This is a genomic window from Xenorhabdus sp. PR6a, assembly GCF_028599065.1.
GTDB classification, from domain to species: domain Bacteria; phylum Pseudomonadota; class Gammaproteobacteria; order Enterobacterales; family Enterobacteriaceae; genus Xenorhabdus; species Xenorhabdus doucetiae.
Genome location: NZ_JAQRFJ010000004.1, coordinates 58,710 through 80,908 on the forward strand (window position 1 = coordinate 58,710; position 22,199 = coordinate 80,908).

At 47.5% G+C, this 22,199-nt stretch carries 26 protein-coding genes and 1 pseudogene; 15 read left to right on the forward strand and 12 right to left on the reverse strand.

Annotated features, from left to right (window positions below; all coding sequences use genetic code 11):
- Positions 1–62: 62 nt before the first annotated feature.
- The 5 genes from sspB to zapE form a co-directional block, all read right to left on the reverse strand.
- Entirely contained in the window at positions 63–560 is a 498-nt protein-coding gene (gene sspB / locus PSI15_RS02115; protein WP_273582101.1) for a ClpXP protease specificity-enhancing factor, read from the reverse strand.
- 3 nt (positions 561–563) lie between these two features.
- Positions 564–1,205: a stringent starvation protein SspA gene (gene sspA, locus PSI15_RS02120; protein ID WP_273582102.1), complete on the reverse strand. Its 642-nt coding sequence runs from the start codon at positions 1,203–1,205 to the stop codon at positions 564–566.
- Positions 1,206–1,589: 384 nt separating this feature from the next.
- On the reverse strand, positions 1,590–1,982 hold the full coding sequence (rpsI, locus tag PSI15_RS02125) for a 30S ribosomal protein S9 (protein ID WP_045972783.1): 393 nt from the start codon (positions 1,980–1,982) through the stop codon (positions 1,590–1,592).
- Positions 1,983–1,997: 15 nt separating this feature from the next.
- The gene (gene rplM / locus PSI15_RS02130) at positions 1,998–2,426 is read right to left on the reverse strand and encodes a 50S ribosomal protein L13 (protein ID WP_038259580.1); all 429 of its coding nucleotides are present in this window, start codon (positions 2,424–2,426) and stop codon (positions 1,998–2,000) included.
- 236 nt (positions 2,427–2,662) lie between these two features.
- Positions 2,663–3,790 carry a cell division protein ZapE gene (gene zapE, locus PSI15_RS02135; RefSeq protein WP_273582103.1) on the reverse strand — a complete coding sequence of 376 codons (1,128 nt, stop codon included), beginning with the start codon at positions 3,788–3,790 and terminating at the stop codon, positions 2,663–2,665.
- 377 nt (positions 3,791–4,167) lie between these two features.
- On the opposite strand from zapE, the gene zapG reads away from it, so the two are divergent.
- From zapG to degS, 3 genes are all read left to right on the forward strand, one after another.
- Positions 4,168–4,566 (forward strand): Z-ring associated protein ZapG, encoded by a 399-nt coding sequence (gene zapG / locus PSI15_RS02140; protein WP_273582104.1) that lies wholly within the window; start codon positions 4,168–4,170, stop codon positions 4,564–4,566.
- A gap of 208 nt (positions 4,567–4,774) precedes the next feature.
- The gene (locus PSI15_RS02145; protein ID WP_273582105.1) at positions 4,775–6,154 is read left to right on the forward strand and encodes a Do family serine endopeptidase; all 1,380 of its coding nucleotides are present in this window, start codon (positions 4,775–4,777) and stop codon (positions 6,152–6,154) included.
- Positions 6,155–6,261: 107 nt separating this feature from the next.
- Positions 6,262–7,320 carry an outer membrane-stress sensor serine endopeptidase DegS gene (degS, locus tag PSI15_RS02150; RefSeq protein ID WP_045972792.1) on the forward strand — a complete coding sequence of 353 codons (1,059 nt, stop codon included), beginning with the start codon at positions 6,262–6,264 and terminating at the stop codon, positions 7,318–7,320.
- A 31-nt stretch (positions 7,321–7,351) separates the two neighbouring features.
- On the opposite strand, the gene murA is transcribed toward degS, so the two are convergent.
- From murA to mlaF, 7 genes are all read right to left on the reverse strand, one after another.
- Entirely contained in the window at positions 7,352–8,614 is a 1,263-nt protein-coding gene (murA, locus tag PSI15_RS02155) for a UDP-N-acetylglucosamine 1-carboxyvinyltransferase (protein WP_273582106.1), read from the reverse strand.
- 57 nt (positions 8,615–8,671) lie between these two features.
- Positions 8,672–8,926, reverse strand: coding sequence for a BolA family iron metabolism protein IbaG (ibaG, locus tag PSI15_RS02160; RefSeq protein ID WP_045972796.1), 255 nt, complete (start codon positions 8,924–8,926; stop codon positions 8,672–8,674).
- Positions 8,927–9,067: 141 nt separating this feature from the next.
- Positions 9,068–9,421: a lipid asymmetry maintenance protein MlaB gene (gene mlaB / locus PSI15_RS02165; RefSeq protein ID WP_273582107.1), complete on the reverse strand. Its 354-nt coding sequence runs from the start codon at positions 9,419–9,421 to the stop codon at positions 9,068–9,070.
- Between the two features lies 1 nt (position 9,422).
- On the reverse strand, positions 9,423–10,052 hold the full coding sequence (gene mlaC, locus PSI15_RS02170) for a phospholipid-binding protein MlaC (RefSeq protein ID WP_273582108.1): 630 nt from the start codon (positions 10,050–10,052) through the stop codon (positions 9,423–9,425).
- Positions 10,053–10,085: 33 nt separating this feature from the next.
- The gene (gene mlaD / locus PSI15_RS02175) at positions 10,086–10,610 is read right to left on the reverse strand and encodes an outer membrane lipid asymmetry maintenance protein MlaD (protein WP_273582109.1); all 525 of its coding nucleotides are present in this window, start codon (positions 10,608–10,610) and stop codon (positions 10,086–10,088) included.
- 4 nt (positions 10,611–10,614) lie between these two features.
- Complete coding sequence (mlaE, locus tag PSI15_RS02180) at positions 10,615–11,397, reverse strand: lipid asymmetry maintenance ABC transporter permease subunit MlaE (protein WP_273582143.1); 783 nt, start codon at positions 11,395–11,397, stop codon at positions 10,615–10,617.
- Positions 11,398–11,407: 10 nt separating this feature from the next.
- A complete protein-coding gene (gene mlaF / locus PSI15_RS02185) occupies positions 11,408–12,211 on the reverse strand; it encodes a phospholipid ABC transporter ATP-binding protein MlaF (RefSeq protein WP_045972804.1) in 804 nt (267 codons plus the stop codon).
- Positions 12,212–12,441: 230 nt separating this feature from the next.
- Between mlaF and PSI15_RS02190 the strand changes: the two genes are divergently transcribed.
- From PSI15_RS02190 to PSI15_RS02245, 12 genes and pseudogenes are all read left to right on the forward strand, one after another.
- Entirely contained in the window at positions 12,442–13,419 is a 978-nt protein-coding gene (locus PSI15_RS02190) for a calcium/sodium antiporter (RefSeq protein ID WP_273582110.1), read from the forward strand.
- 35 nt (positions 13,420–13,454) lie between these two features.
- Positions 13,455–14,423 (forward strand): arabinose-5-phosphate isomerase KdsD, encoded by a 969-nt coding sequence (gene kdsD / locus PSI15_RS02195; protein WP_273582111.1) that lies wholly within the window; start codon positions 13,455–13,457, stop codon positions 14,421–14,423.
- 53 nt (positions 14,424–14,476) lie between these two features.
- A complete protein-coding gene (gene kdsC, locus PSI15_RS02200; RefSeq protein WP_273582112.1) occupies positions 14,477–15,040 on the forward strand; it encodes a 3-deoxy-manno-octulosonate-8-phosphatase KdsC in 564 nt (187 codons plus the stop codon).
- Positions 15,041–15,058: 18 nt separating this feature from the next.
- Positions 15,059–15,652, forward strand: a complete 594-nt coding sequence (gene lptC, locus PSI15_RS02205) for an LPS export ABC transporter periplasmic protein LptC (protein WP_045972810.1) — start codon at positions 15,059–15,061, stop codon at positions 15,650–15,652.
- Entirely contained in the window at positions 15,633–16,181 is a 549-nt protein-coding gene (gene lptA, locus PSI15_RS02210; protein ID WP_273582113.1) for a lipopolysaccharide ABC transporter substrate-binding protein LptA, read from the forward strand. Before lptC ends, lptA begins: the two co-directional genes overlap by 20 nt.
- A 6-nt stretch (positions 16,182–16,187) precedes the next feature.
- Positions 16,188–16,913, forward strand: a complete 726-nt coding sequence (gene lptB / locus PSI15_RS02215) for an LPS export ABC transporter ATP-binding protein (RefSeq protein WP_045972814.1) — start codon at positions 16,188–16,190, stop codon at positions 16,911–16,913.
- Between the two features lie 69 nt (positions 16,914–16,982).
- Positions 16,983–18,419: an RNA polymerase factor sigma-54 gene (gene rpoN / locus PSI15_RS02220; protein ID WP_273582114.1), complete on the forward strand. Its 1,437-nt coding sequence runs from the start codon at positions 16,983–16,985 to the stop codon at positions 18,417–18,419.
- Between the two features lie 23 nt (positions 18,420–18,442).
- Positions 18,443–18,730 carry a ribosome hibernation promoting factor gene (hpf, locus tag PSI15_RS02225; protein ID WP_045972818.1) on the forward strand — a complete coding sequence of 96 codons (288 nt, stop codon included), beginning with the start codon at positions 18,443–18,445 and terminating at the stop codon, positions 18,728–18,730.
- Positions 18,731–18,890: 160 nt separating this feature from the next.
- The gene (gene ptsN, locus PSI15_RS02230; protein ID WP_045972820.1) at positions 18,891–19,358 is read left to right on the forward strand and encodes a PTS IIA-like nitrogen regulatory protein PtsN; all 468 of its coding nucleotides are present in this window, start codon (positions 18,891–18,893) and stop codon (positions 19,356–19,358) included.
- Between the two features lie 40 nt (positions 19,359–19,398).
- Entirely contained in the window at positions 19,399–20,250 is an 852-nt protein-coding gene (rapZ, locus tag PSI15_RS02235; protein WP_045972822.1) for an RNase adapter RapZ, read from the forward strand.
- Between the two features lie 17 nt (positions 20,251–20,267).
- Positions 20,268–20,540: a PTS phosphocarrier protein NPr gene (npr, locus tag PSI15_RS02240; RefSeq protein ID WP_045972824.1), complete on the forward strand. Its 273-nt coding sequence runs from the start codon at positions 20,268–20,270 to the stop codon at positions 20,538–20,540.
- Between the two features lie 390 nt (positions 20,541–20,930).
- Positions 20,931–22,198 (forward strand): annotated as a pseudogene (locus PSI15_RS02245) (type VI secretion system baseplate subunit TssF).
- Position 22,199 lies beyond the last annotated feature (1 nt).

Here is a 22,199-nt window from a genome sequence, read left to right on the forward strand (position 1 = left end):
TATTTCAAGCCGCAGCCTCGCCGGATGCAACCTGAAATCTATTCGGTATGAGCTTTGAGCAATTATTTTACGACGCGCAAGGTTGGGCGACCTTTTGGCGGTTGAGGTGGCTCGTCATCTGGCGAATCCGTATCGTGAAATGTTTTTCTATCATGCTGACGATTATGGATACGCACCAGATTGTCTGCTGTCGATGTATCCGTTTCTTCTGATTCAGAATTATCTGCGTCATAGGCAAGTTCTGGCTCAAACATCATTCCTGCGCCATTTTCACGGGCATAAACCGCAATCACAGCCGCCATCGGAACATTGACTTGACGGGCAATACCACCAAATCGGGCATTGAACCTCACTTCATCGTTCGTCAATTGCAAATTGCCAACCGCTCTCGGCGAGATATTCAAAATAATTTGCCCATTTTGTGCATATTCCAGCGGGACATTAACGCCATAAAAGTTAATATCCACAACAATATGCGGGGTCATGTCATTATCCAACAGCCATTCATAATGTGCCCGCAACAAATAGGGGCGCCGTGGAGACATTTGAGTCATCTCCATATATTAACTCCGTGATTGTAAACGCATTTCACGTTCGGCTTCCGTCAGTGAAGCCAAGAATGCGTCGCGTTCAAACACACGCTGCATATAGATTTGAAGCTCCTTCGCACCTGGGCCTGACAGCTCAACACCCAGGACAGGCAAACGCCACAGCAGCGGAGACAAATAACAATCCACCAGACTGAATTCTTCACTCATGAAGAACGGCATTTCTCTGAAAATCGGCCCAATGGCCAATAATTCTTCAGCAAGCTGTTTACGTGCAGCATTCGCTTCCTGCACACTTCCTTCCTGAATTTTGTACATCAGGGAATACCAGTCTTTTTCAATTCTATGCATCATCAGGCGGCTGGAACCACGTGCGACAGGATACACAGGCATGAGTGGCGGATGCGGGAAACGCTCATCCAGATATTCCATAATGATACGAGAATCATACAGGGTCAGCTCACGATCGACGAGAGTAGGAACCGACTGGTAAGGATTCAAATCAATCAAATCCTGAGGTAAGTTACCTGCTTCAACGTGTTCAATCTCTACGCTGACCCCTTTTTCCGCCAGTACAATTCGCACTTGATGGCTAAAAATGTCGGTCGGGCCGGAAAACAGAGTCATTACCGAACGTTTGTTGGCAGCGACAGCCATGAAAACCTCCAAGTTTATCTAAACAAAGGAACGAACAGCCCTTCAACAAACAGCGGCTATTCTCGCTCATATTCTCATCCTGTTTCGCACTTATTATCCGAGGTTATCCCCTTTATCTTCCGGTTTTACCTCTGCCAAATCAGGCAAATTCATGGATAAGGCAAAAAATTGTTATTAGTCTACCAGATTTTGCACATTTTGTGGGGAAGTACATTGAGAATTAATGATGAAATATTAGAGTCTGGGAATTTATTTCCCAATTATGCTACTTTTTTGCCAAAAATAGAGCGTTATCGAAGAGTGAAAAAGTTGAAGGAATAAAAAACCCGCCATAAAAATGACGGGTTTTTAACTTTAACCCACTGCCACAATTGCGGCAATAAATTAACGTTTGGAGAACTGCGGACGACGACGTGCTTTGCGCAGACCCACTTTTTTACGTTCAACTTCACGAGCATCGCGAGTCACGAAGCCAGCTTTGCGAAGTTCAGAACGCAGAGTCTCGTCATAAGCCATCAGTGCACGGGTGATACCGTGACGGATTGCGCCTGCCTGACCAGAAATACCACCACCTTTAACAGTGATGTACAGATCCAGTTTGTTCATCATATCAACCAGCTCTAGTGGCTGACGAACAACCATGCGCGCAGTTTCACGACCGAAGTAAACTTCGAGGCTGCGTTGGTTGATGACGATGTTACCGCTACCTGGCTTAATGAAGACACGAGCGGAAGAGCTTTTGCGGCGACCAGTGCCGTAGTATTGATTTTCAGCCATTGCCTATAATCCCGATTAAATGTCCAGAACTTGTGGTTGCTGTGCCGCGTGGTTGTGCTCGCTGCCCGCGTAAACTTTCAGTTTACGGTACATTGCACGACCCAGTGGCCCTTTTGGCAGCATGCCTTTAACCGCGATTTCAATGACACGCTCAGGACGGCGGGCAATCATCTCTTCAAAGGTCGCTTGCTTGATACCACCGATGTGGCCAGTGTGGTGATAATAGATTTTGTCAGCACGTTTGTTGCCGGTTACAGCAACCTTCTCTGCGTTAACAATAATGATGTAATCACCAGTATCAACGTGCGGAGTGTATTCCGCTTTGTGCTTGCCGCGCAGGCGACGAGCGATTTCAGTTGCAAGACGGCCTAAAGTTTTGCCATCTGCATCAACAACATACCAGTCGCGTTTTACGGTTTCTGGTTTAGCTGTAAAAGTTTTCATTAAAGCTTACCCAATTATAAGTTACACGTTGGTGAACACTCGATGTTCAGAAACTGTTTTGAGGTTCACACGACTCATGTCCAGCAAACCTACCCCTTCGAATAGCCTATGCCGGCACTAATGCAAGTTTTTTGGGAAATAAAAAATCCTGCTCGTAACGTGGGGTCGCAAGATTATAGAGAACTCATCATAAAAAATCGACCCCAAATTCAATAATTATCCTATTGATAAAGAAATCAGGGTAAATGTGGGAGTTTCAGGTATTCCTCACTTTGCATCTCTTGCAATCGAGACAGGCAACGTTGATATTCAAACGTCAATAATTCACCTTGATAAACCTGATCCATCGGTGCGGCAGCATTGATGATGAGTTTCACTTGGCGTTCATAGAATTCATCCACCAGTGCGATAAAACGCCGCGCCGCATTTTCATTCAATCCCGTCATCACGGGCATATCATGCAAAAAAACCGAATGGTAAATTTTCGACAAGGCAATATAGTCCACTTGGCTGCGGGGATCTTCGCACAGTGTTTTGAAATGGATGGCCAACACCCCATCAACACAACGGATTGCCGGCATGTCACGATGATTAATTTCCAATACCGGATTCGGCTCGCCTTCCCGCCCGGCCAAACGTTGGAACATGCTCCGCATCGCCTGCCGATTTTTTTCTGACAATGGCGTCAAATAGAGATGAGCCTGAGTCAGTGTCCGTAAGCGATAATCGATACCGGCATCCACATTCATCACACCGCAATATTGTTTGATCTGCTCAATGGCAGGCAGAAACCGCGCACGCTGCAATCCATTTCGGTATAGCTCGTCCGGTGGAATGTTGGAGGTTGCTACCAAGGCAATTCCCCGGGCAAACAGAGCCTCCAGCAAGGTGCCGAGGATCATGGCATCCGTAATGTCAGAGACAAAAAACTCATCGAAACAGAGGATATCGGTCTGCGCCTTGAAACCCTCCGCGATGCTCTCCAAAGGGTCCTCCTGTCCTTGCAACGTAGTCAGTTCTTCATGTACCCGCAACATAAAACGGTGAAAATGGAGACGCAGTTTTCGTTCAGTCGGCAAACTTTGATAAAACATATCCATCAACCACGTTTTTCCACGGCCAACACCTCCCCACATATAAAGCCCTTGAACAGGGCGGCATTGCTCAAGGGCTTGCCGACCAAACAACTTACCCAATATGCCTTTCAGTCCACTGGCTTGCGGAGTCGGGCAGGGTCGGGCATGGATGAGTTCACGATGGATAATATCAAGACGTTCAACCGTATTGCGTTGTACTTCGTCAGGTTGATACTGACCATCAGACAGTGCTAATTGATAGAGTGATGAGGGGGTTATCGGTGACATGAAAGTAAAAATCCTTAAAATTTTTTATTCGAATTACCTATGCTGACGATTTTTTAACGACGAATTTTTGACTACCGGCTTTGGCAAAGCTGTATAAAATATATCTATTATACTCCGCGTACTTGGGGATATATTTATTCTCCCTCCCGTCGCGAGGGAGAATAAGGCAGCCTCTGTTTTACACAATTTTGCCCAATGCAACTTGAAGTTTATTAGGTACAGATAGCAAATAAATTAAATAATAATCAATATTCCACTCTGACTAAATTAACGGTTATAGTGGTCATCATGATACCGAGAGTCTATCCCGATCGTTGTAGTATATGGGATAAGGTTCTAGAACATTGCAGAATAATGATGTGACTAAAGGAGTTGCCATGACTTGGGAATATGCACTGATCGGATTAATCATTGGTTTTATCGTCGGCGCGCTGGCTGTCCGCTTTGGCAGCTCAAAACTACGCCAACAAAATGCGCTACAGACCGAGTTGGAGAAAAATCGGGCTGAATTGGAAGAATACCGCAAAGAGCTGGTCAGCCATTTCGCCCGCAGCGCTGAATTACTTGACAATATGGCGCGCGATTATCGTCAGTTGTATCAGCATATGGCGAAAAGTTCTAATGAATTGATGCCCAACATGCCGGTACAGGATAATCCTTTCAATTATCGTCTGACCGAATCCGACGCCGAAACAAATAAAGTGACGACTGACATGCCCCCGCGGGATTATTCTGAGGGTGCATCTGGCTTATTCCGTCCTATTCAAGATAAATAACGCATAAACTTTGCCGTGGTAACCACTGCTGCCACGGCACGGTGTAGTGCCTTTCATTCAATAGAAAAAGTTTTGTTTTTTATTTTTAATTCACGTAAATACCTGTAAAGAAGCGCATTGAAACGACTTTATTAGTGAACTTTGCTGAATCATTGGTAGTCATAACAGCATCGAAACAATTAGGCTTAGGTATTAAGAGAACGTATTCATGAAAAGAAAAAATACATTGCTCAGTGCACTCGCTATTAGTATCGGACTGTCTTTAGCTTCAGTTCCAATGGTAAGTCATGCAGCCTTACCTGCTGCAATGGCCACTCAAGGATCACCCAGCCTCGCCCCCATGCTAGAAAAAGTGCTGCCTTCTGTTGTCACTGTTCATGTTTCGGGTACAGAAGTGCAAAGCCAACAGCTTCAATTACCCGATGATTTCCAGTTCTTCTTCGGACCTGCTTTTCCGCCACAAGAACCCAGAAAGCGTCCATTCACAGGCTTAGGCTCTGGGGTGATTATTGACGCCCAAAAAGGTTATGTTTTGACCAACAGCCATGTTATCAATAATGCAAGTAAAATCAGCATTCAATTAAACGATGGCCGTAAATACTCCGCAAAGCTCATTGGGCTTGATCCCCAAACCGACATTGCCCTTTTACAATTGAAAGATGCCAAGAACCTGACGGCTATCAAGTTCGCGGATTCTGACCAACTGCGCGTTGGCGATTACGCGATAGCCATCGGTAACCCATTTGGCATAGGGCAAACCGTCACCTCTGGGATCATTTCCGCCCTTGGCCGCAGCGGTCTGAATCTGGAAGGTTTGGAAAACTTTATCCAGACCGATGCTTCCATTAACCGGGGTAACTCCGGTGGTGCATTGATTAACCTGCAAGGCGAGTTGATCGGGATTAACACCGCCATTGTTGCACCAAGCGGGGGTAACGTCGGTATCGGGTTTGCTATCCCAAGTAATATGGCGAAGGCTCTTTCCGCCCAGCTTATTGCCCACGGCGAAGTCAAACGCGGCATACTCGGTATCAAGGGAACCGAAATGACAGCAGATATCGCCCAGGCACTCAATGTTGAAGCGCAGCAAGGGGCATTCGTCAGTGAAGTTATTCCTAAATCTGCCGCCGCTAAAGCAGGGATCAAACCCGGCGATGTCCTGATTTCCTTTGATGGCAAGAAAATCAGCAGTTTTTCTGAACTCCGGGCGAAAGTGGGTACAACCGCTCCAGGCAAAGAGATCAAAATTGGTCTGCTGCGTAAAGGAAAACCCCTTGAAGTCACCGTCATTCTGGATAACAGTGAAGGTGAGTCAACCAAGGCAGAAAAACTGAGTATCGCCCTGCAAGGCGCCACCCTGAGCAATGCCACCATAAACAGAACCCAAGGCATCAAAGTGGACTCGATTATCCAGAATTCACCGGCTGCCCTATCGGGTTTACAGAAAGATGACTTAATTGTGGGTGCCAACAATGTGCGTGTAAGAAATATCAGTGAATTACGCAAGATCACCGAAGAGAAGCCTTCTGTTATCGCCCTGAATGTCTTACGTGGTGACGACAATGTTTATCTATTACTGCGTAATTAATTGATGGATGGATGAAGAGTATCGTATCTACGACAGACACAGTATGATGCTGTGTCTGTCCACTTCTGTGCTATCCTTCCTTCAATCACTTACTACTGAATAATGTCATGCTGATCAAGTTATTGCGCGCTATACTCATAGGCTTATTGATTGCAGCTATTTTGCTGGTTGCTATACCTTCCCTGCGTCCCAATGGCTTAAAGGATTTCCTGAGCGGCAACAACAGCGATAAAATATCCAGTTTCAGCAAAGCCGTCCGCCGGGCTGCTCCCGCCGTGGTCAATATTTATAGCAGCAGCATGGGCAGTTTTTCCCATGAAAGCCGGGAACTCCTTCCCTTGGGTTCCGGTGTCATTATGAGTGAACAGGGCTATATTCTCACTAACAGACATGTCATCAATAAAGCAGGCTCCATTATTGTTGCGTTGCAAGATGGGCGCTTTTATGAAGCACTGTTAGTCGGTTCGGATGGCCCAACGGATTTGGCCGTCTTAAAAATTAATGCCACAAACCTTCCCTTGATCCCAATTAATCCTAAACGTATGGCTCATGTGGGGGATATCGTGTTGGCTATCGGTAATCCATACAATTTGGGACAAACCATCACGCAAGGCATTATCAGTGCAACCGGGCGCGTTGGCCTTAGTCCGACACGTCGCCAGAATTTCCTGCAAACAGATGCGTCAATTAATCAAGGTAACTCCGGTGGTGCTTTGGTCAATACACTAGGGGAATTAGTGGGTATCAATACGTTGACGTTCGATAAGTCAGAGTTTGGTTCAACACCGGAAGGATTGGGGTTTGCCATTCCAACGAAACTGGCGACAACCATTATGCAGAAATTGATCCGTGATGGCCGGGTTATCAGGGGATATATCGGTATCACCGCCAGAGAGTTACCCTATATTCGCTCATCAGGCAGTCATATCAATCAAATCCAAGGGTTACGTGTTTTTCAGGTTGCTCCAAACGGTCCTGCTGAAAAAGCGGGTATCAAAGTGGGAGATATCATTACCAGCGTTAATCACCAGCCAGCAATCTCACCCGTCGAAACGATGGATCGCGTCGCGGAAATTCGTCCGGGCAGTGTCGTACCTGTCACTGTATTACGCGATGGCGCCTCCCTCACACTTAACGTCACCATTGATGAGTTTGATGGTTACTAATCCTCGCCCATGTTGGGCGAGGCGATTTCGTTTAGCCAGTCGTCTTAATGCGCTCTATATTTGCCCCAAGACCACGCAGCTTATCTTCAATATGCTCATAACCCCGGTCAATATGATAAATACGGTCTACGACTGTTGTTCCTTCCGCAATGCAACCCGCCAAGACTAAACTGGCAGAAGCCCGCAAATCCGTCGCCATGACCTGAGCACCCGATAATTGTTCAACGCCATGACACAGTACGGTATTGCTTTCAATTTCCGCCCTGGCTCCCATGCGAATCAACTCAGGGATATGCATGAAGCGATTTTCAAAAATGGTTTCGGTGATCATACCTGCGCCATCCGCGACCATATTCAATAGGCTGAATTGTGCCTGCATATCCGTTGGGAAACCCGGATGTGGAGCCGTGCGGAATGTCACTGCTTTCGGCCGCTGGCCGTGCATATCAAGGCTAATCCAGTCTTCTCCCACATTGATATCTGCCCCCGCTTCACGCAGTTTAGCTAAAACCGCATCCAGGGTATCGGGTTTCGCGTGACGACAAATCACCTTGCCACGCGAAATTGCCGCCGCGATCAAGAAGGTGCCGGTTTCGATACGATCAGGCAGTATACGATGAACACCGCCCCCTAAACGCTCGACTCCCTCAATCACAATGCGATCGGAGCCAGCTCCCCTGATTTTCGCGCCCAACGTATTGAGGAAATTAGCCGTATCTTCAATTTCTGGCTCACGCGCGGCATTTTCAATGGTGGTTGTGCCTTCTGCTAATGTGGCCGCCGTCATGATCGTCACCGTTGCCCCAACACTGACTTTATCCATCACAATGCTGGCACCTTTTAAGCGGCCATTTACCGTGGCTTTGACATAGCCCTCGTCCAGCTCGATTTTTGCACCAAGCTGCTCCAACCCAGAAATATGAAGATCAACCGGACGCGCGCCAATGGCGCAACCGCCGGGCAAAGAGACCTGCCCCCGACCGAAACGCGCTACCAACGGCCCCAATGCCCAGATGGACGCGCGCATTGTTTTGACCAGTTCATAAGGGGCACAATATTCGTTGACCCCACTGGCATCAATAAAAACAGAACCGTTACGTTCTACTTTGGTTCCCAAACGATTGAGCAGTTTGATCGTGGTGTCAATGTCTTTCAATTCAGGCACATTCTGTAATTCAACCGGCTCTTCTGCCAGTAGTGCCGCGAACATAATTGGTAATGCGGCATTTTTTGCCCCGGAAATCGCCACTTCTCCCGACAAGCAGGTAGGCCCTTTCACACGAAATTTATCCATCTGTTATGATCCTATTATTTAATTCAAAGTGTGCTGTCCGCGGCGAGGCAAACAGCCTCAAAACCCTTGAAGTTTGCGGTCACGCTGCCACTGTGCAGGGGTATAAGCCTTGATTGATAACGCATGAATACGGTTATCCGCGATATATTCCATCAGAGGAGCATAAACTGTTTGCTGTTGTTTAACGCGGCTCAGTCCATCAAAAAGGGCACCAACGACAATAACCTGAAAATGACTGCCATCACCGCTAACGATAACTTCATCAAGTGCCAAATTTTCCATCAGCACTTTTTTAATTTCATCAATATCCATAAATTGCTCACATTCGTCGTTAGAAAATATTAGAAAATAATAGTAGACGCCTATCCTAATGGAATCCAGCCGACTCTTAAACCAAGAAAAACGCCCCTGCAAGCGAATGGCTTACAGGGGCGTGGATTAGCAAAAAAAGAATTATGCCTTGGGCTGATTATCGTCAAAACATGTTTGCAATCCATATAACGTTATCAACGTGCCCAAGCGCTCACTCACCCCTGAAAAAGTCAGTATCCTGCCACGTTGCTGACATTCCCCTTTGAATTGGACAAACAGGGCCAACCCGGTGGAATCCACATACTTAAGTTGAGAAACATCAATATTGTCGATGTCTTCCAGAGCACGCTCTTTTTGTTGCCAAAGGGGAAGCAAACTATCACGATCCAATGTGCCTTGCAGAAACAATGTGTTACCGCCCTTTTCCCAACTCACCGTTTCCTGATTGATTTTTTCTTTACTCATCATGCCGTTATCAAGAGTATCTTTTTCCATGTCACTTTTTCTTTTCTAAAGTGATCGGGGCTTTCGCGCTGATAAGCAATTGTTCAGTCAGGCCATCAATGCCTTTCTGACGCAGGATATCTACCCACTCATTCTGCTTGGTCGTGATCATACTCACGCCTTCCGCGATCATGTCGTAAGCCTGCCAATAACCCGTTTTGCTGTTTTTACGCCATTGGAAATCCAAACGCACTGGCGGTTGCCCGTTGGGATCCGTAATCGTGACACGAATAGCCACTATTGTTTTATCACCTAATGGTTGTTCTGGGGCAATCTGGTAGTTTTGCCCATGATACATCGCCAAAGCCTGACCATATGCCTGTTCCAGATAGGATTCAAACGCTTTGAAATAAGCGTCACGCTGCTCAGGTGTGGCTTGTTTGTAGTAAGGCCCCAGAACCAGTGCGCCGGCATATTTTATTTGCACATAAGGCAGCAATTCTTGACGCACAATCTGGCGCAAGAGGTCTGGATTGGCTTGAATCTGCGACTGCTTATCCTTCAAATGGGTAAATGTTTTTTCTGCTGCATCTTTCATCAATGCGTAAGGATTGGTTTGATCTGTCGCGCTGGCCAATGGCGCAACCACCAGCAACGCAATCATAAGAAATCGCTTGAACATAAGTATTATTTCTCCTAAGCAGTGGATTGCCGGTTAGTGTGTTTGTTCAGGTGCCAGAGCGGATTTTTCCTGAGTTCCGCTACTGTTTACGCTACTACTTTTATACAAGAACTGGCCAATCAAGTCTTCAAGTACCATCGCGGGCTTGGTGTCTTCAACACGATCGCCATCTTTCAACATGGCCGTTCCTAAATCAGGGTCATCAAACCCGATATTGAGCGCAATATATTGCTCTCCCAACAACCCTGACGTTCGGATAGAGAGCGAACTGGTATTGGGAATATTGTCGTACTGCGTGAAAATATCTAATTCAACTTGTGGCGTATAGGTTTTGTGATCCAGCCAGATTTTCTCCACACGGCCAATCACTACTCCGCCGACTTTCACCGGTGAACGGACTTTCAGTCCACCGATATTGTCAAATGCAGCATAGACACGATACATTGGCTGACTGCCGAAAGATTGGATATTTGCCACTTTGAGGCATAAAAAAATGATTGCCGCCAACGCAATCAAGACAAAAGCCCCAACCCAAATTTCATTTTTCTTGCTTTGCATCGACTTAGTTCCCAAACATCAGTGCTGTCAGCACAAAATCCAAACCCAATACCGCCAACGACGCATGAACTACTGTGCGCGTCGTCGCCCTGCTGATCCCTTCCGATGTTGGGATAGCGTCATAACCATTGAACAGTGCAATCCACGTTACCGTAATCGCAAAAACCACACTCTTGAGAAAACAGTTGAGCAAATCTTTTTGCCATTCCACCGCGGCTTGCATCGACGACCAGAAAAAGCCACCATCAATGCCTTTCCAATCAACACCGACCATTGCGCCGCCCAAAATCCCCACAGCAACAAAGATCAGGGAGAGCAAAGGCATACTGATAAAACCCGCCCAGAAGCGGGGAGCAACGACCCGGCGCAGCGGGTCAACCGCCATCATTTCCAGACTGGAAATCTGTTCAGTGGCTTTCATCAAACCAATTTCTGCGGTCAGCGCTGATCCCGCCCGCCCCGCAAACAAAAGTGCGGTTACCACTGGCCCCAACTCACGCAGCAAGGATAACGCCACCATCATACCGAGGCTACCTTCCGCACTAAATGTGGTCAAAACCAGATAGCCTTGCAAGGCCAACACCATGCCAATAAACAGCCCTGAAACCACAATGATCAACAGTGATTGAACACCGACGCTATAAAGTTGCTGGCGCAATAGCGTCCATTGTTTGGCAGGTTCAGGTTTACCAACGATGGCATTGAACAGCATAAAGCCCGCACGACCGAATGAAGCCGTCACCTCAATCGTGCGCCGGCCCATTGCCGCTAATGCCCGTGTTAACATCAACATTCCATCATCCTAATAACTCAGTTTTGTAATCCCCGGCCGGGAAACGGAAAGGCACAGGCCCGTCAGCAATCCCATCAAGAAATTGCCGTACCCGCTGATCCTGATTCGTTCTCAACTGATCTGGCGTACCTTCTGCGATCACTTTCCGTTCGGCCACAATATAAGCATAATCGGCAATGCTCAGGACTTCCGGTACATCGTGGGAAACGACGACACACGTCACCCCCAACGCATGATTCAGTTCATCGATCAGTTTCACCAAAACGCCCATCGTGATGGGGTCTTGGCCGACAAAAGGTTCATCAAACATGATTAAATCGGGATCGAGAGCAATCGCCCTGGCTAATGCCGCTCGCCTTGCCATGCCGCCAGAGAGTTCCGATGGCATCAAGTGCGCAGCACCACGCAATCCCACCGCTTCCAGCTTCATCATCACCGTGGTGTGAATCAACGCTTCAGGCAGTTGGGTATGCTCACGCAGGGGAAAAGCCACATTGTCAAAGACATTCAGGTCGGTAAACAAAGCACCTGACTGAAATAACATGCTCATTTTCTTGCGGGCAGCATAAAGGCGTGGGCGGGACAATGCCGGAATATTATCGCCATCAAACCAAATCTCACCGCGTTCCGGACGAATTTGCCCTCCAATCAAGCGCAGCAAGGTGGTTTTCCCGATACCAGAAGGTCCCATGATGGCGGTAATTTTTCCTTTCGGAACAGTCAGATTAATATCAGCAAAAATCGGGCGTTGGCCTCGGGTGAAATACATACCGCAGATCTCAATAAGATTTGCTGTTTGTTGACTCATTATTAGAAGCCCCTAACCGTTAATAGAACTGTCTTCATGACTGTATTTAAATAATTAATAATGCATACTACAAAAAATTGCCTAATTTGCGTTAGCGAAGTTGTGACAAATTTTACTTTTTATCGCTTGATCGTCAGAATGTATAAGTCTAGCTGAATAAACGTTCCATGTTTAAAAATCAACCATTATTAGCATTATGCTCGGAATAAAACTGATTTAAGGGACACGCCATGTTTCTGACTATTGTACTGCTCATTACCGGGTTGATTTTACTGGTGTATGGTTCCGATAGATTAGTTTATGGTGCGGCGGTTTTTGCCCGCACCATGAAAATCCCCCCTTTTATTGTCGGCTTGGTCATTATGGGAATCGGAACCTCGTTGCCAGAACTGATGGTGTCTGTCACCGCAATTTTAGACGGGCAGCCGGACATGGCCGTGGGCAATGCCATTGGTTCCAATATTACTAATCTGCTGCTCATTACGGGGGCAGCAGCGTTTATCAGGCCAATCAGGGTAAAATCAGAAATTCTGCGGCAAGAAGTGCCCCTGATGTTGGCGATCACCGCATTTGCAGGGTATTTACTGTCCAATGGATACCTGAGCCGATTGGATGGTATTCTTTTGGTGCTTTCCGCCCTCTTTTTCATCTCACTGATGATAAAGATGACGACTTTCTCCCAAAATAGTCGTGTTGATAGCTATACCCAAGAACGAAATTCAGAATTGCCTGTCGAAGGCAACAAAGGAATTGCACTGCTTTGGGTTGTTTTGGGGTTAATGATTCTCCCCATTTCCACCCGTATGGTGATTGACAATGCAACCGTGATTGCACGTATTTATGGTGTCAGTGAACTGGTGATTGGCCTGACAATTCTTGCCGTGGGAACCAGCTTGCCTGAGCTTGCCACCGCCATTGCCGCCGCCATAAAAGGCGAGAACGACATGGCAATGGGCAATATCGTTGGTTCAAATGTATTCAATGTGACCCTTGTCTTGGGGGTTCCCGCCATCCTTTCCCCCAGTGTCTTTTCACCTGAGGCATTTTCGCGAGATTTTTGGGTCATGATGGCGGCGAGTGTACTATTCACAGTCTTTTGTCTGGGAAGAAAGCATCGATTGAACCGATTGAACGGCATCTTGTTACTGGGCTGTTTTATCGCGTATTTTGTCGTACTTTTTGTTTCTAATTATTACGGTACTGAGTAATTGCCAATTGAATGGGAAAAGAGTGGGAAGTCAACATGCCTAAGATCGATTTTCAGCAAGCAGGTAAGGAAGTATTACAGAGTGAACTCGAAGGGCTGGCCGGCCTGGAGCAATATATTAATGACGATTTCAGCCAAGCCTGTGAATTAATGTTTGCCTGTGAAGGAAAAGTCATTGTGATGGGGATGGGCAAATCCGGTCACATTGGGCGAAAAATCGCGGCAACATTTGCCAGTACCGGCACACCTTCTTTCTTTGTTCATCCCGGCGAAGCCAGTCATGGCGATCTCGGCATGGTAACGGCCAAAGACATCGTGCTGGCGATTTCCAATTCAGGTGAATCAAATGAAATTCTGGCGTTAATTCCTGTTCTCAAGCGACAGAACGTCCCGCTCATCTGCATGACAAATAATCGCGACAGCAACATGGGTAAAGCCGCAGATATCCACTTGTGCATCAAAGTCCCACAAGAAGCCTGCCCATTGGGACTGGCACCCACCACCAGCACCACCGCAACACTTGTCATGGGAGATGCCTTGGCCGTTGCGCTTTTGCAGGCTCGTGGCTTTACTGCCGAAGATTTCGCGCTTTCCCATCCCGGTGGGGCATTGGGACGCAAACTTCTGCTACTGGCCAGCGATTTAATGACCATCGGTGATGACATTCCCCATGTTCCCCACACCGCGACGCTGCGCGAAGCGTTGGTGGAAATCACCCGCAAAAAATTGGGCATGACAGTGATCTGTGATGATGACATGCAGATCCGCGGTATTTTTACCGATGGTGATTTGCGCCGTGTTTTCGATATGGGTATCGATTTAAACCATGCAAACATCTCTGATGTCATGACCGCCGGTGGCATCCGTATCAAACCCAATGCACTGGCGGTTGATGCCTTGAACCTGATGCAATCGCGCCACATCACCTCACTACTGGTCACAGAAGGTGACAAATTACTGGGTGTGCTCCACATGCACGATCTTTTGCAGGCCGGCGTCGTGTAAGGCAAGTAAACTGATATAAATAAGCATGATATCAATCTTAAGAGAATGTCTTAATGAGTCAAAAAGAGTATCTGGACACCTGTTATGGTCCAGTCAATAAAGCAATTATCGAAAAAGCCCGTCAAATCCGTCTGCTGATTTGTGATGTTGATGGCGTGATGTCTGACGGGCTTATCTATATGGGCAATGAAGGCGAAGAGCTGAAAGCCTTTAACGTTCGTGATGGTTATGGCATCCGTTGTTTAATCACCTCAGGTATTGAGGTTGCCATTATTACCGGCCGCAAAGCAAAACTGCTGGAAAATCGGGCAGAAACTCTGGGTATTACACATCTTTACCAAGGACAAAACGATAAGGTTTTGGCGTATAAGGAACTGTTGGATAAACTAGCGTTGCAACCAGAACACGTCGCTTATATAGGTGACGATCTTATTGACTGGCCTGTCATGGCACAAGTGGGGTTATCGGTTGCCGTTGCTGATGCCCATCCATTGCTGTTGCCAAAAGCAGATTATGTGACTCAGATTGCCGGCGGTCGTGGTGCAGTCAGGGAACTGTGTGATTTGGTGCTCTTCGCGCAAAATAAGCTCGAAAGTGCCAAAGGGTTATCCATATAAATTAAAACTGAAAAAAGAATGAGTAAAATTCAATCCTGGCTGATCACAATACTGGCACTGATCGCGCTTGCGCTGATTGGCTGGAATTTATCGAATGTCAATGATGATACTTCATCAGCGATTGTGGATGATGGTTATCCGACTTATCAAACACAGGAAGCCGTGACTTTTGTCTATGATCCGGCAGGAAAACTGACTTATAAACTGGTCGCTGATGATGTTAAAAACTATACAGAAACCAAACTGACCTGGTTTACTAACCCCGTATTGACCACATTTGACCCAAATGGCGCCCCCGGAACCCCGATAGCGACATGGACAGTACGCGCCAACAAAGCCAAACTGACCCATGATCAGATGCTTTACCTGTATGGGGATGTCCAAGTGGATAGCTTGACCGATGCGTCACAATTGCAGCGGATCACAACAGACAATGCGACCGTTAATCTCACCACACAAGATGTCGCATCCGATGACCGCGTGACGCTTATCGGTGTCGGATTGAAATCTGTTGGCATGAAAATGCGCGGCAATCTGCGAAATAAAACTGCTGAATTGATTGAAAAGGTGACCACTCAATATGAGATTCCACATGAACAACCTAATCCGTAATACCGTTATTGCCAGTACACTTTTTGCCGTCAGCCTGCCTGTACTGGCCTTGAAAGAGGATACCAAAAAGCCCATTACCATCGACTCAGCAAGACAATCTTTGGATTTAACGGGAAACATTGCCACCTTTACGGATAATGTGATCGTAAAACAAGGCTCTATTGACATTCGTGCAGACAAAGTCGTGGTGACCCGCCCTGAGGGGGATTCCAACAAGACCGTTATCGAGGCTTACGGTAATCCGGCCACGTTTTATCAATTGCAAGATGATGGCAAACCCCTCACCGGTCATGCTGCAAAAATGTGCTATGAGATGGACAAAGAGCTGGTCACGCTAACCGGTGATGCCTATCTTGAACAGCTAGACAGCAATATCAAAGGCGATAAGATCACTTATCTCGTCCCAACACAACAGATGGAAGCCTTTAGTGATAAAGGTAAACATGTCACCACCGTCCTGTTACCTGCCCAGCTACAGGAAAAAGGCTCAGGTGTTCACGGCGCTGATGCTCAGAAAAAGGGTAAATAACGACTGATGGCAATACTAAATGCAGAAAATCTGGCGAAAGCCTATAAAGGCCGCAAGGTCGTTGAGAATGTCAGCCTAAACGTGAAATCAGGGGAGATCGTTGGCTTACTTGGCCCCAATGGAGCAGGTAAAACCACCACTTTCTATATGGTCGTCGGCATTGTTCCACGTGATGCCGGCGCTATCACCATTGATGAAGAAGATATCAGTCTGCTGCCCCTGCATGAGCGTGCACGCCGTGGGATAGGTTACTTGCCTCAGGAAGCCTCTATCTTCCGGCGCTTAAGTGTCTTCGACAATTTGATGGCAGTACTGGAGATCCGCAAGGATTTGACCCAAGAGCAGCGAAAAGCACGTGCCGAAGAGTTGATGGAAGAATTTCACATCTCTCACCTGCGTGACAACCTTGGGCAATCCCTTTCCGGTGGTGAACGCCGTCGGGTGGAGATAGCCCGTGCTCTGGCTGCCAACCCAAAATTCATCCTGTTGGATGAACCTTTTGCCGGCGTTGACCCCATTTCCGTACTGGATATTAAAAAGATCATCCAACACCTGCGGGATTACGGTTTGGGTGTCCTGATTACTGACCACAATGTCCGTGAAACCCTGGATGTCTGCGAACGAGCCTATATCGTTAGCCAAGGTCATTTGATTGCTCACGGTACTCCGGATGACATCCTGAATAACGAGCAAGTCAAACGCGTCTATTTGGGCGAAGGTTTCCGTCTTTAACGGTTATCCTGCTATCAGGCGCGATTCAAGGAACCATTCAGGCGAGATTAAGGAGAAAGTGGTAACGCTATGAAGCAAAGTTTGCAACTCAGGCTCAGTCAACAATTGACGATGACGCCACAACTCCAGCAAGCCATCCGTTTGTTGCAGCTCTCTACGCTTGAGCTTCAACAGGAGATTCAGCAGGCTTTGGAAACTAACCCGCTGCTTGAACAAGATGATCTGCATCAGGAAGTGGAGAATCAGGCGCCTGATGGCGAAACGGAAGTCATGGATAGCCGGGAAGCGCTTGAACAGCGGGAGATGCCTGAAGAGCTGCCACTGGATACCAGTTGGGATGAAATTTACACCGCTGGCACGCCTTCAGGCACTGGCAGTGATTATAGCGCGGAGGATTTCCCCGTCTATCAGGGAGAAACCACCCAAACACTGCAAGATTACCTGATGTGGCAGGCAGGATTAACGCCATTTACTGAAACGGACGCGGCCATTGCCACGTCAATCATTGACGCCATTGATGATACTGGCTACCTGACCCTTTCCATTGAAGAGATCCTTGCCAGTATAGGTGATGATGAGCTGACGTCGGCAGAGGTTGAAACCGTTCTCAAGCGAATACAACATTTCGATCCGATTGGAGTTGCCGCCCGTGACTTACGTGAATGCTTGCTTATCCAGCTCACCCTACTACCGCCAGAAACACCTCACCTGGATGATGCCAGACTGATTGTCAGCAAATACCTTGAACGACTGGGTAACCGGGACTTCCGTCATTTATTACGTCAGAGCAAATTAAAAGAGAGTGCGTTGAAAGGGGCTATTGATATCATTCAGTCACTGGAGCCAAAGCCGGGTTTGATAGTCAATACCGGTGAATCCGAGTATGTTATTCCCGATGTATTGGTACAGAAAGAAAATGCAAACTGGCAAGTCAGGCTAAATACCGATAGCATCCCCCGCCTGCGCATCAACCAACACTACGCAGCACTGGGGCAACGGGCCAACAATGAAAGTGACAGTTTGTTCATACGCAATAATTTACAAGAGGCCAAGTGGCTGATCAAAAGCCTCGAAAGCCGCAATGAAACACTGTTGAAAGTTGCAGGCTGCATTGTTGAACGGCAACAAGATTTTTTTGAATATGGTGAGGAACACATGAAACCACTGGTACTGGCTGATATCGCCTATCAGGTTGACATGCATGAGTCCACCATTTCCCGTGTGACAACCCAGAAGTATCTGTATAGTCCACGCGGGATCGTTGAACTTAAATATTTTTTCTCCAGCCACGTCAATACGGATAGCGGAGGTGAAGCCTCTTCTACCGCCATACGTGCGCTGGTGAAAAAACTGGTCGCGGCAGAAAACCCGGCCAAGCCACTGAGTGACAGTAAATTGACCAGCATACTTGCTGAACAAGGTATTCAAGTGGCACGCCGGACTGTCGCAAAATATAGAGAGTCGTTATCCATCCCGCCTTCAAACCAACGTAAAAAACTGGTTTGAACCACACAGAGAAGGAAAACACTATGCAACTCAATGTTACAGGTCACAATATTGAAATCACAGATGCACTTCGCAACGTCGTGAACACCAAATGCGGCAAATTGGATCAATATTTCGATAAAATTAACCTCATCCAGGTCATTCTCCGAGTGGAAAAAGTGCAAAGAATCGCTGAAGCCACGGTGTATGTTAATGGAGGTGAGTTGCATGCAACCTCAGAACATGAAGACATGTATGCGGCAATTGATGCACTCGTCGATAAGCTGGCGCGTCAATTGACCAAACACAAAAGTAAATTGAGACAACATTAATCGCTTTCAGGCAACGGGGCCGTCATAAAATGATCACTGTTCTCTCTATAACACTTTCTATAGCACCGACTACGCGCTATAGATTCGTTTTAGCGCAGTGAATCCATACCAGATGCCTTATCAGGCATCTGGTATAACAAGGCCCTAAGTGAATAAAGAAATGAACAACGAAACAGATTTACCACTAAGCTCGGTGCTTTCACCCGAATGTACACGCAACAACGTCCCTTGTTCGAGCAAAAAGCGCGCCTTAGAGATTATCAGTGAGCTGGCATCAAAACAGCTCGGAGTGCCGGAAAACACCGTATTCGAAGCGATTCTTTCCCGCGAAAAAGTCGGCACAACCGGCATTGGCAACGGGGTTGCCATTCCTCACGGCAAATTGGATAAAGAGTGTTCGGACAATGCCGTTGGGGTCTTTTTGCATCTGGAACACCCCATTACCTTTGATGCTATCGATAATCAACCTGTTGACTTGCTGTTTGCTTTATTGGTGCCATCAGACCAGTGTCAAACCCATTTACACTCACTATCATTGATTGCAAAGCGCCTTGCAGATAAAAATCTCTGCCGTCGTCTGCGTTCCGCGCAGAGTGATGAGGAACTGTATAAAATCATTACTGAATAAATAGCGATTATAATTATAAACATTTAGGGGGAGTCACCTCATGGTGCTGATGATAGTCAGTGGTCGTTCAGGTTCTGGGAAATCCGTTGCCCTGCGTGCGCTGGAAGACATGGGCTTCTATTGCGTGGATAACCTACCCGTGGTGTTGTTGCCAGAATTGGCAAACACACTGGCCGATCGTGATATTTCGGCGGCGGTTAGCATTGATGTCAGAAATATGCCGGAGTCGCCAGAAATTTTTGAAGAAGCGCTGACACGATTGCCGGACAGTTTTTCGCCACAATTACTGTTTCTTGATGCAGATCGTAATACCCTGATCCGTCGCTACAGCGACACACGCCGTTTACACCCGCTATCCAGCAAAAACTTGTCACTGGAAAGCGCCATTGACCAAGAGAGCGATTTGCTCGAACCGCTGCGCTCACGTGCTGATTTGATCATTGATACCTCTGAAATGTCCGTTCATGAACTGGCAGAAATGCTCAGGACGCGCTTATTGGGCAAACGGGAAAGGGAATTGACTATGGTGTTCGAATCCTTTGGTTTCAAACATGGCATTCCGATTGATGCAGACTACGTTTTCGATGTGCGATTCCTGCCAAACCCGCACTGGGACCCGAAACTGCGCCCCATGACCGGTTTGGATCGCCCGGTGGCCGCGTTTTTGGATCGTCATACTGAGGTACATAATTTTATTTACCAGACCCGTAGCTACCTTGAACTTTGGCTCCCCATGCTGGAAACCAACAATCGCAGCTATCTGACTGTCGCGATTGGTTGCACCGGCGGTAAACACCGTTCCGTTTATGTGGCAGAACAACTGGCCGATTATTTCCGTTCCCGTGGCAAAAACGTGCAGTCGCGTCACCGCACACTGGAAAAACGCAAATAAGATGAATCGCGCAAGCCATGACCGTCAAGCAACGACTTGAAATTAAAAACCGGCTCGGCATGCACGCCCGGCCTGCGATGAAACTCTATGATCTGGTACAACAGTTTCAATCAGAAGTGATTCTGCGTAACAGCAGTCACTTACAGGCCGAAGCCCGTAGCGTCATTGCCATGCTGATGCTGGATTCCGAACAAGGCAGCCATATTGATGTTGAGGTCAGCGGGCCGGATGAACAGCAAGCGCTGGCCGCGATTATCAAACTTTTCAACGCTGGGTTTGATGAGGAATAATCGCGCATATACCCAATAGGTCTCAAATATACCACTGACAATTTCACTGCCTAAAAACTCGTCCTCTCTTACCCGCATAAACCAATCCCGATTTACTCGAGCTGAGTGGCTGGACATTTTTGAGCAACAGAAAAAATTCCCACTGACTGTCCGGAAGTTCTTGACCGCTACGGAATAGAGTCAAACGGTGGTGATTCTGCCATCCTTATTTTTGCCTGAATTCCCGTGCAAATTCCGCCGATAGGCCGATATTCCACCAAAACCAGACAAAAATTGGATTTAATTGGCTAATTAATTTCACTGATGAATATGTACAATTATAGGCCTAATACCTCCTGTAAATTCAGCACCATTCCGATATCTGATGGATAACAACATAAGTTAAATTTAATGAAAAATAACAAGGAATCGCTGTACCTGCAAGAACGCGCTTACCTGCGGGAGCTGGCGCAGCGCGTAGCGAAAGCGTCACCCCATTTAACGGATTTTCTGGTCACCGCCCATGATCCGGATATTCAGCGCCTCTTTGAAGCTTTTGCGCTACTGATCGCCCGCTTACGGGACAAGCTGGAGGATAATTTTCCCGAAATTACCCACGGCATTCTGTCCCGTATCTGGCCGTTAGTGTTATGTCCGATTCCACCCACCACGATAGTGCAATTTTTCCCCACTGATGGCGAGCATCAGGGCGCTGCGGATATCCCAAAGGCACTTCCGTTTCTGCGCAGGTGGACGGGCAGTTACTCAGTTTCAAAACCTGCCGCCCTTTGCATATTGAACCTTTGGTTGTGCGGGATCGCTCGGTGAAAAAAACCGGCACCCACAGCGAAATTATCCTGACCCTTTGCCAGACGGGCAGTGTTTCACCGGTCTGGCAAAGCGGGACGCTCTCTTTTTTCCTCGGTACGGATACCGAACGTGCGGCACAGCTCAGCCTGTGGCTGGATCAGCATATCTGTGAAATGCGCCTGAGGACACAGGGTGAACAACGCAGGCTGAACTGCTTTCCTTATGGCTGGCATGATTTACTGGATAATCCCATCCTGCCGATGAAAAAAAGCCCCTATACCGGCCTGCAAACGCTGGTGGAATATTATGCACTGCCCCAGCTTTACCATTTTATGACGGTGGATATCAGTGACAGTTGCCGGACAGTACCATTAAATCCCGACGGCACTTTTGAGCTGATTTTTCGTTTTGAAGGCGAACTGCCGCTGGATGAGGTTGGTGATGCTTTTATGCTGGGCTGTGTGCCGGCCATTCATCTGGAAAACCGGTTCAGCCCGCCCATTCCGCTGAGTGCCGGAAATAACGCTTATCCCCTGCCGCTGGGCGAGGCGGTAAAACTGTTCCGGTTACGGGATATTCAGGCGGTTCAGCAGCCCGAAGAGGATGCACAACGGGGCACGCCTTACCGCTATCTGCCGATAGAGCAGTTTACGCCCGCCGCGGATCTGCTGGCCGGGGAAGAGCCGGATTATTTTTATTACCAGCTTCGTACCGAGCGTGATTTGCTGGATCGTATTCAGCACTCGTTGCATTTTTTTGACCTGACGGGCAAACCGGCTCGCAACTTGCCTGAACTCACTGTCGCCTGCGATTTTACCGGCTACCACGAACCCGCAATGGCACTGGCACAGGGCGCTATAGCAAAATAGG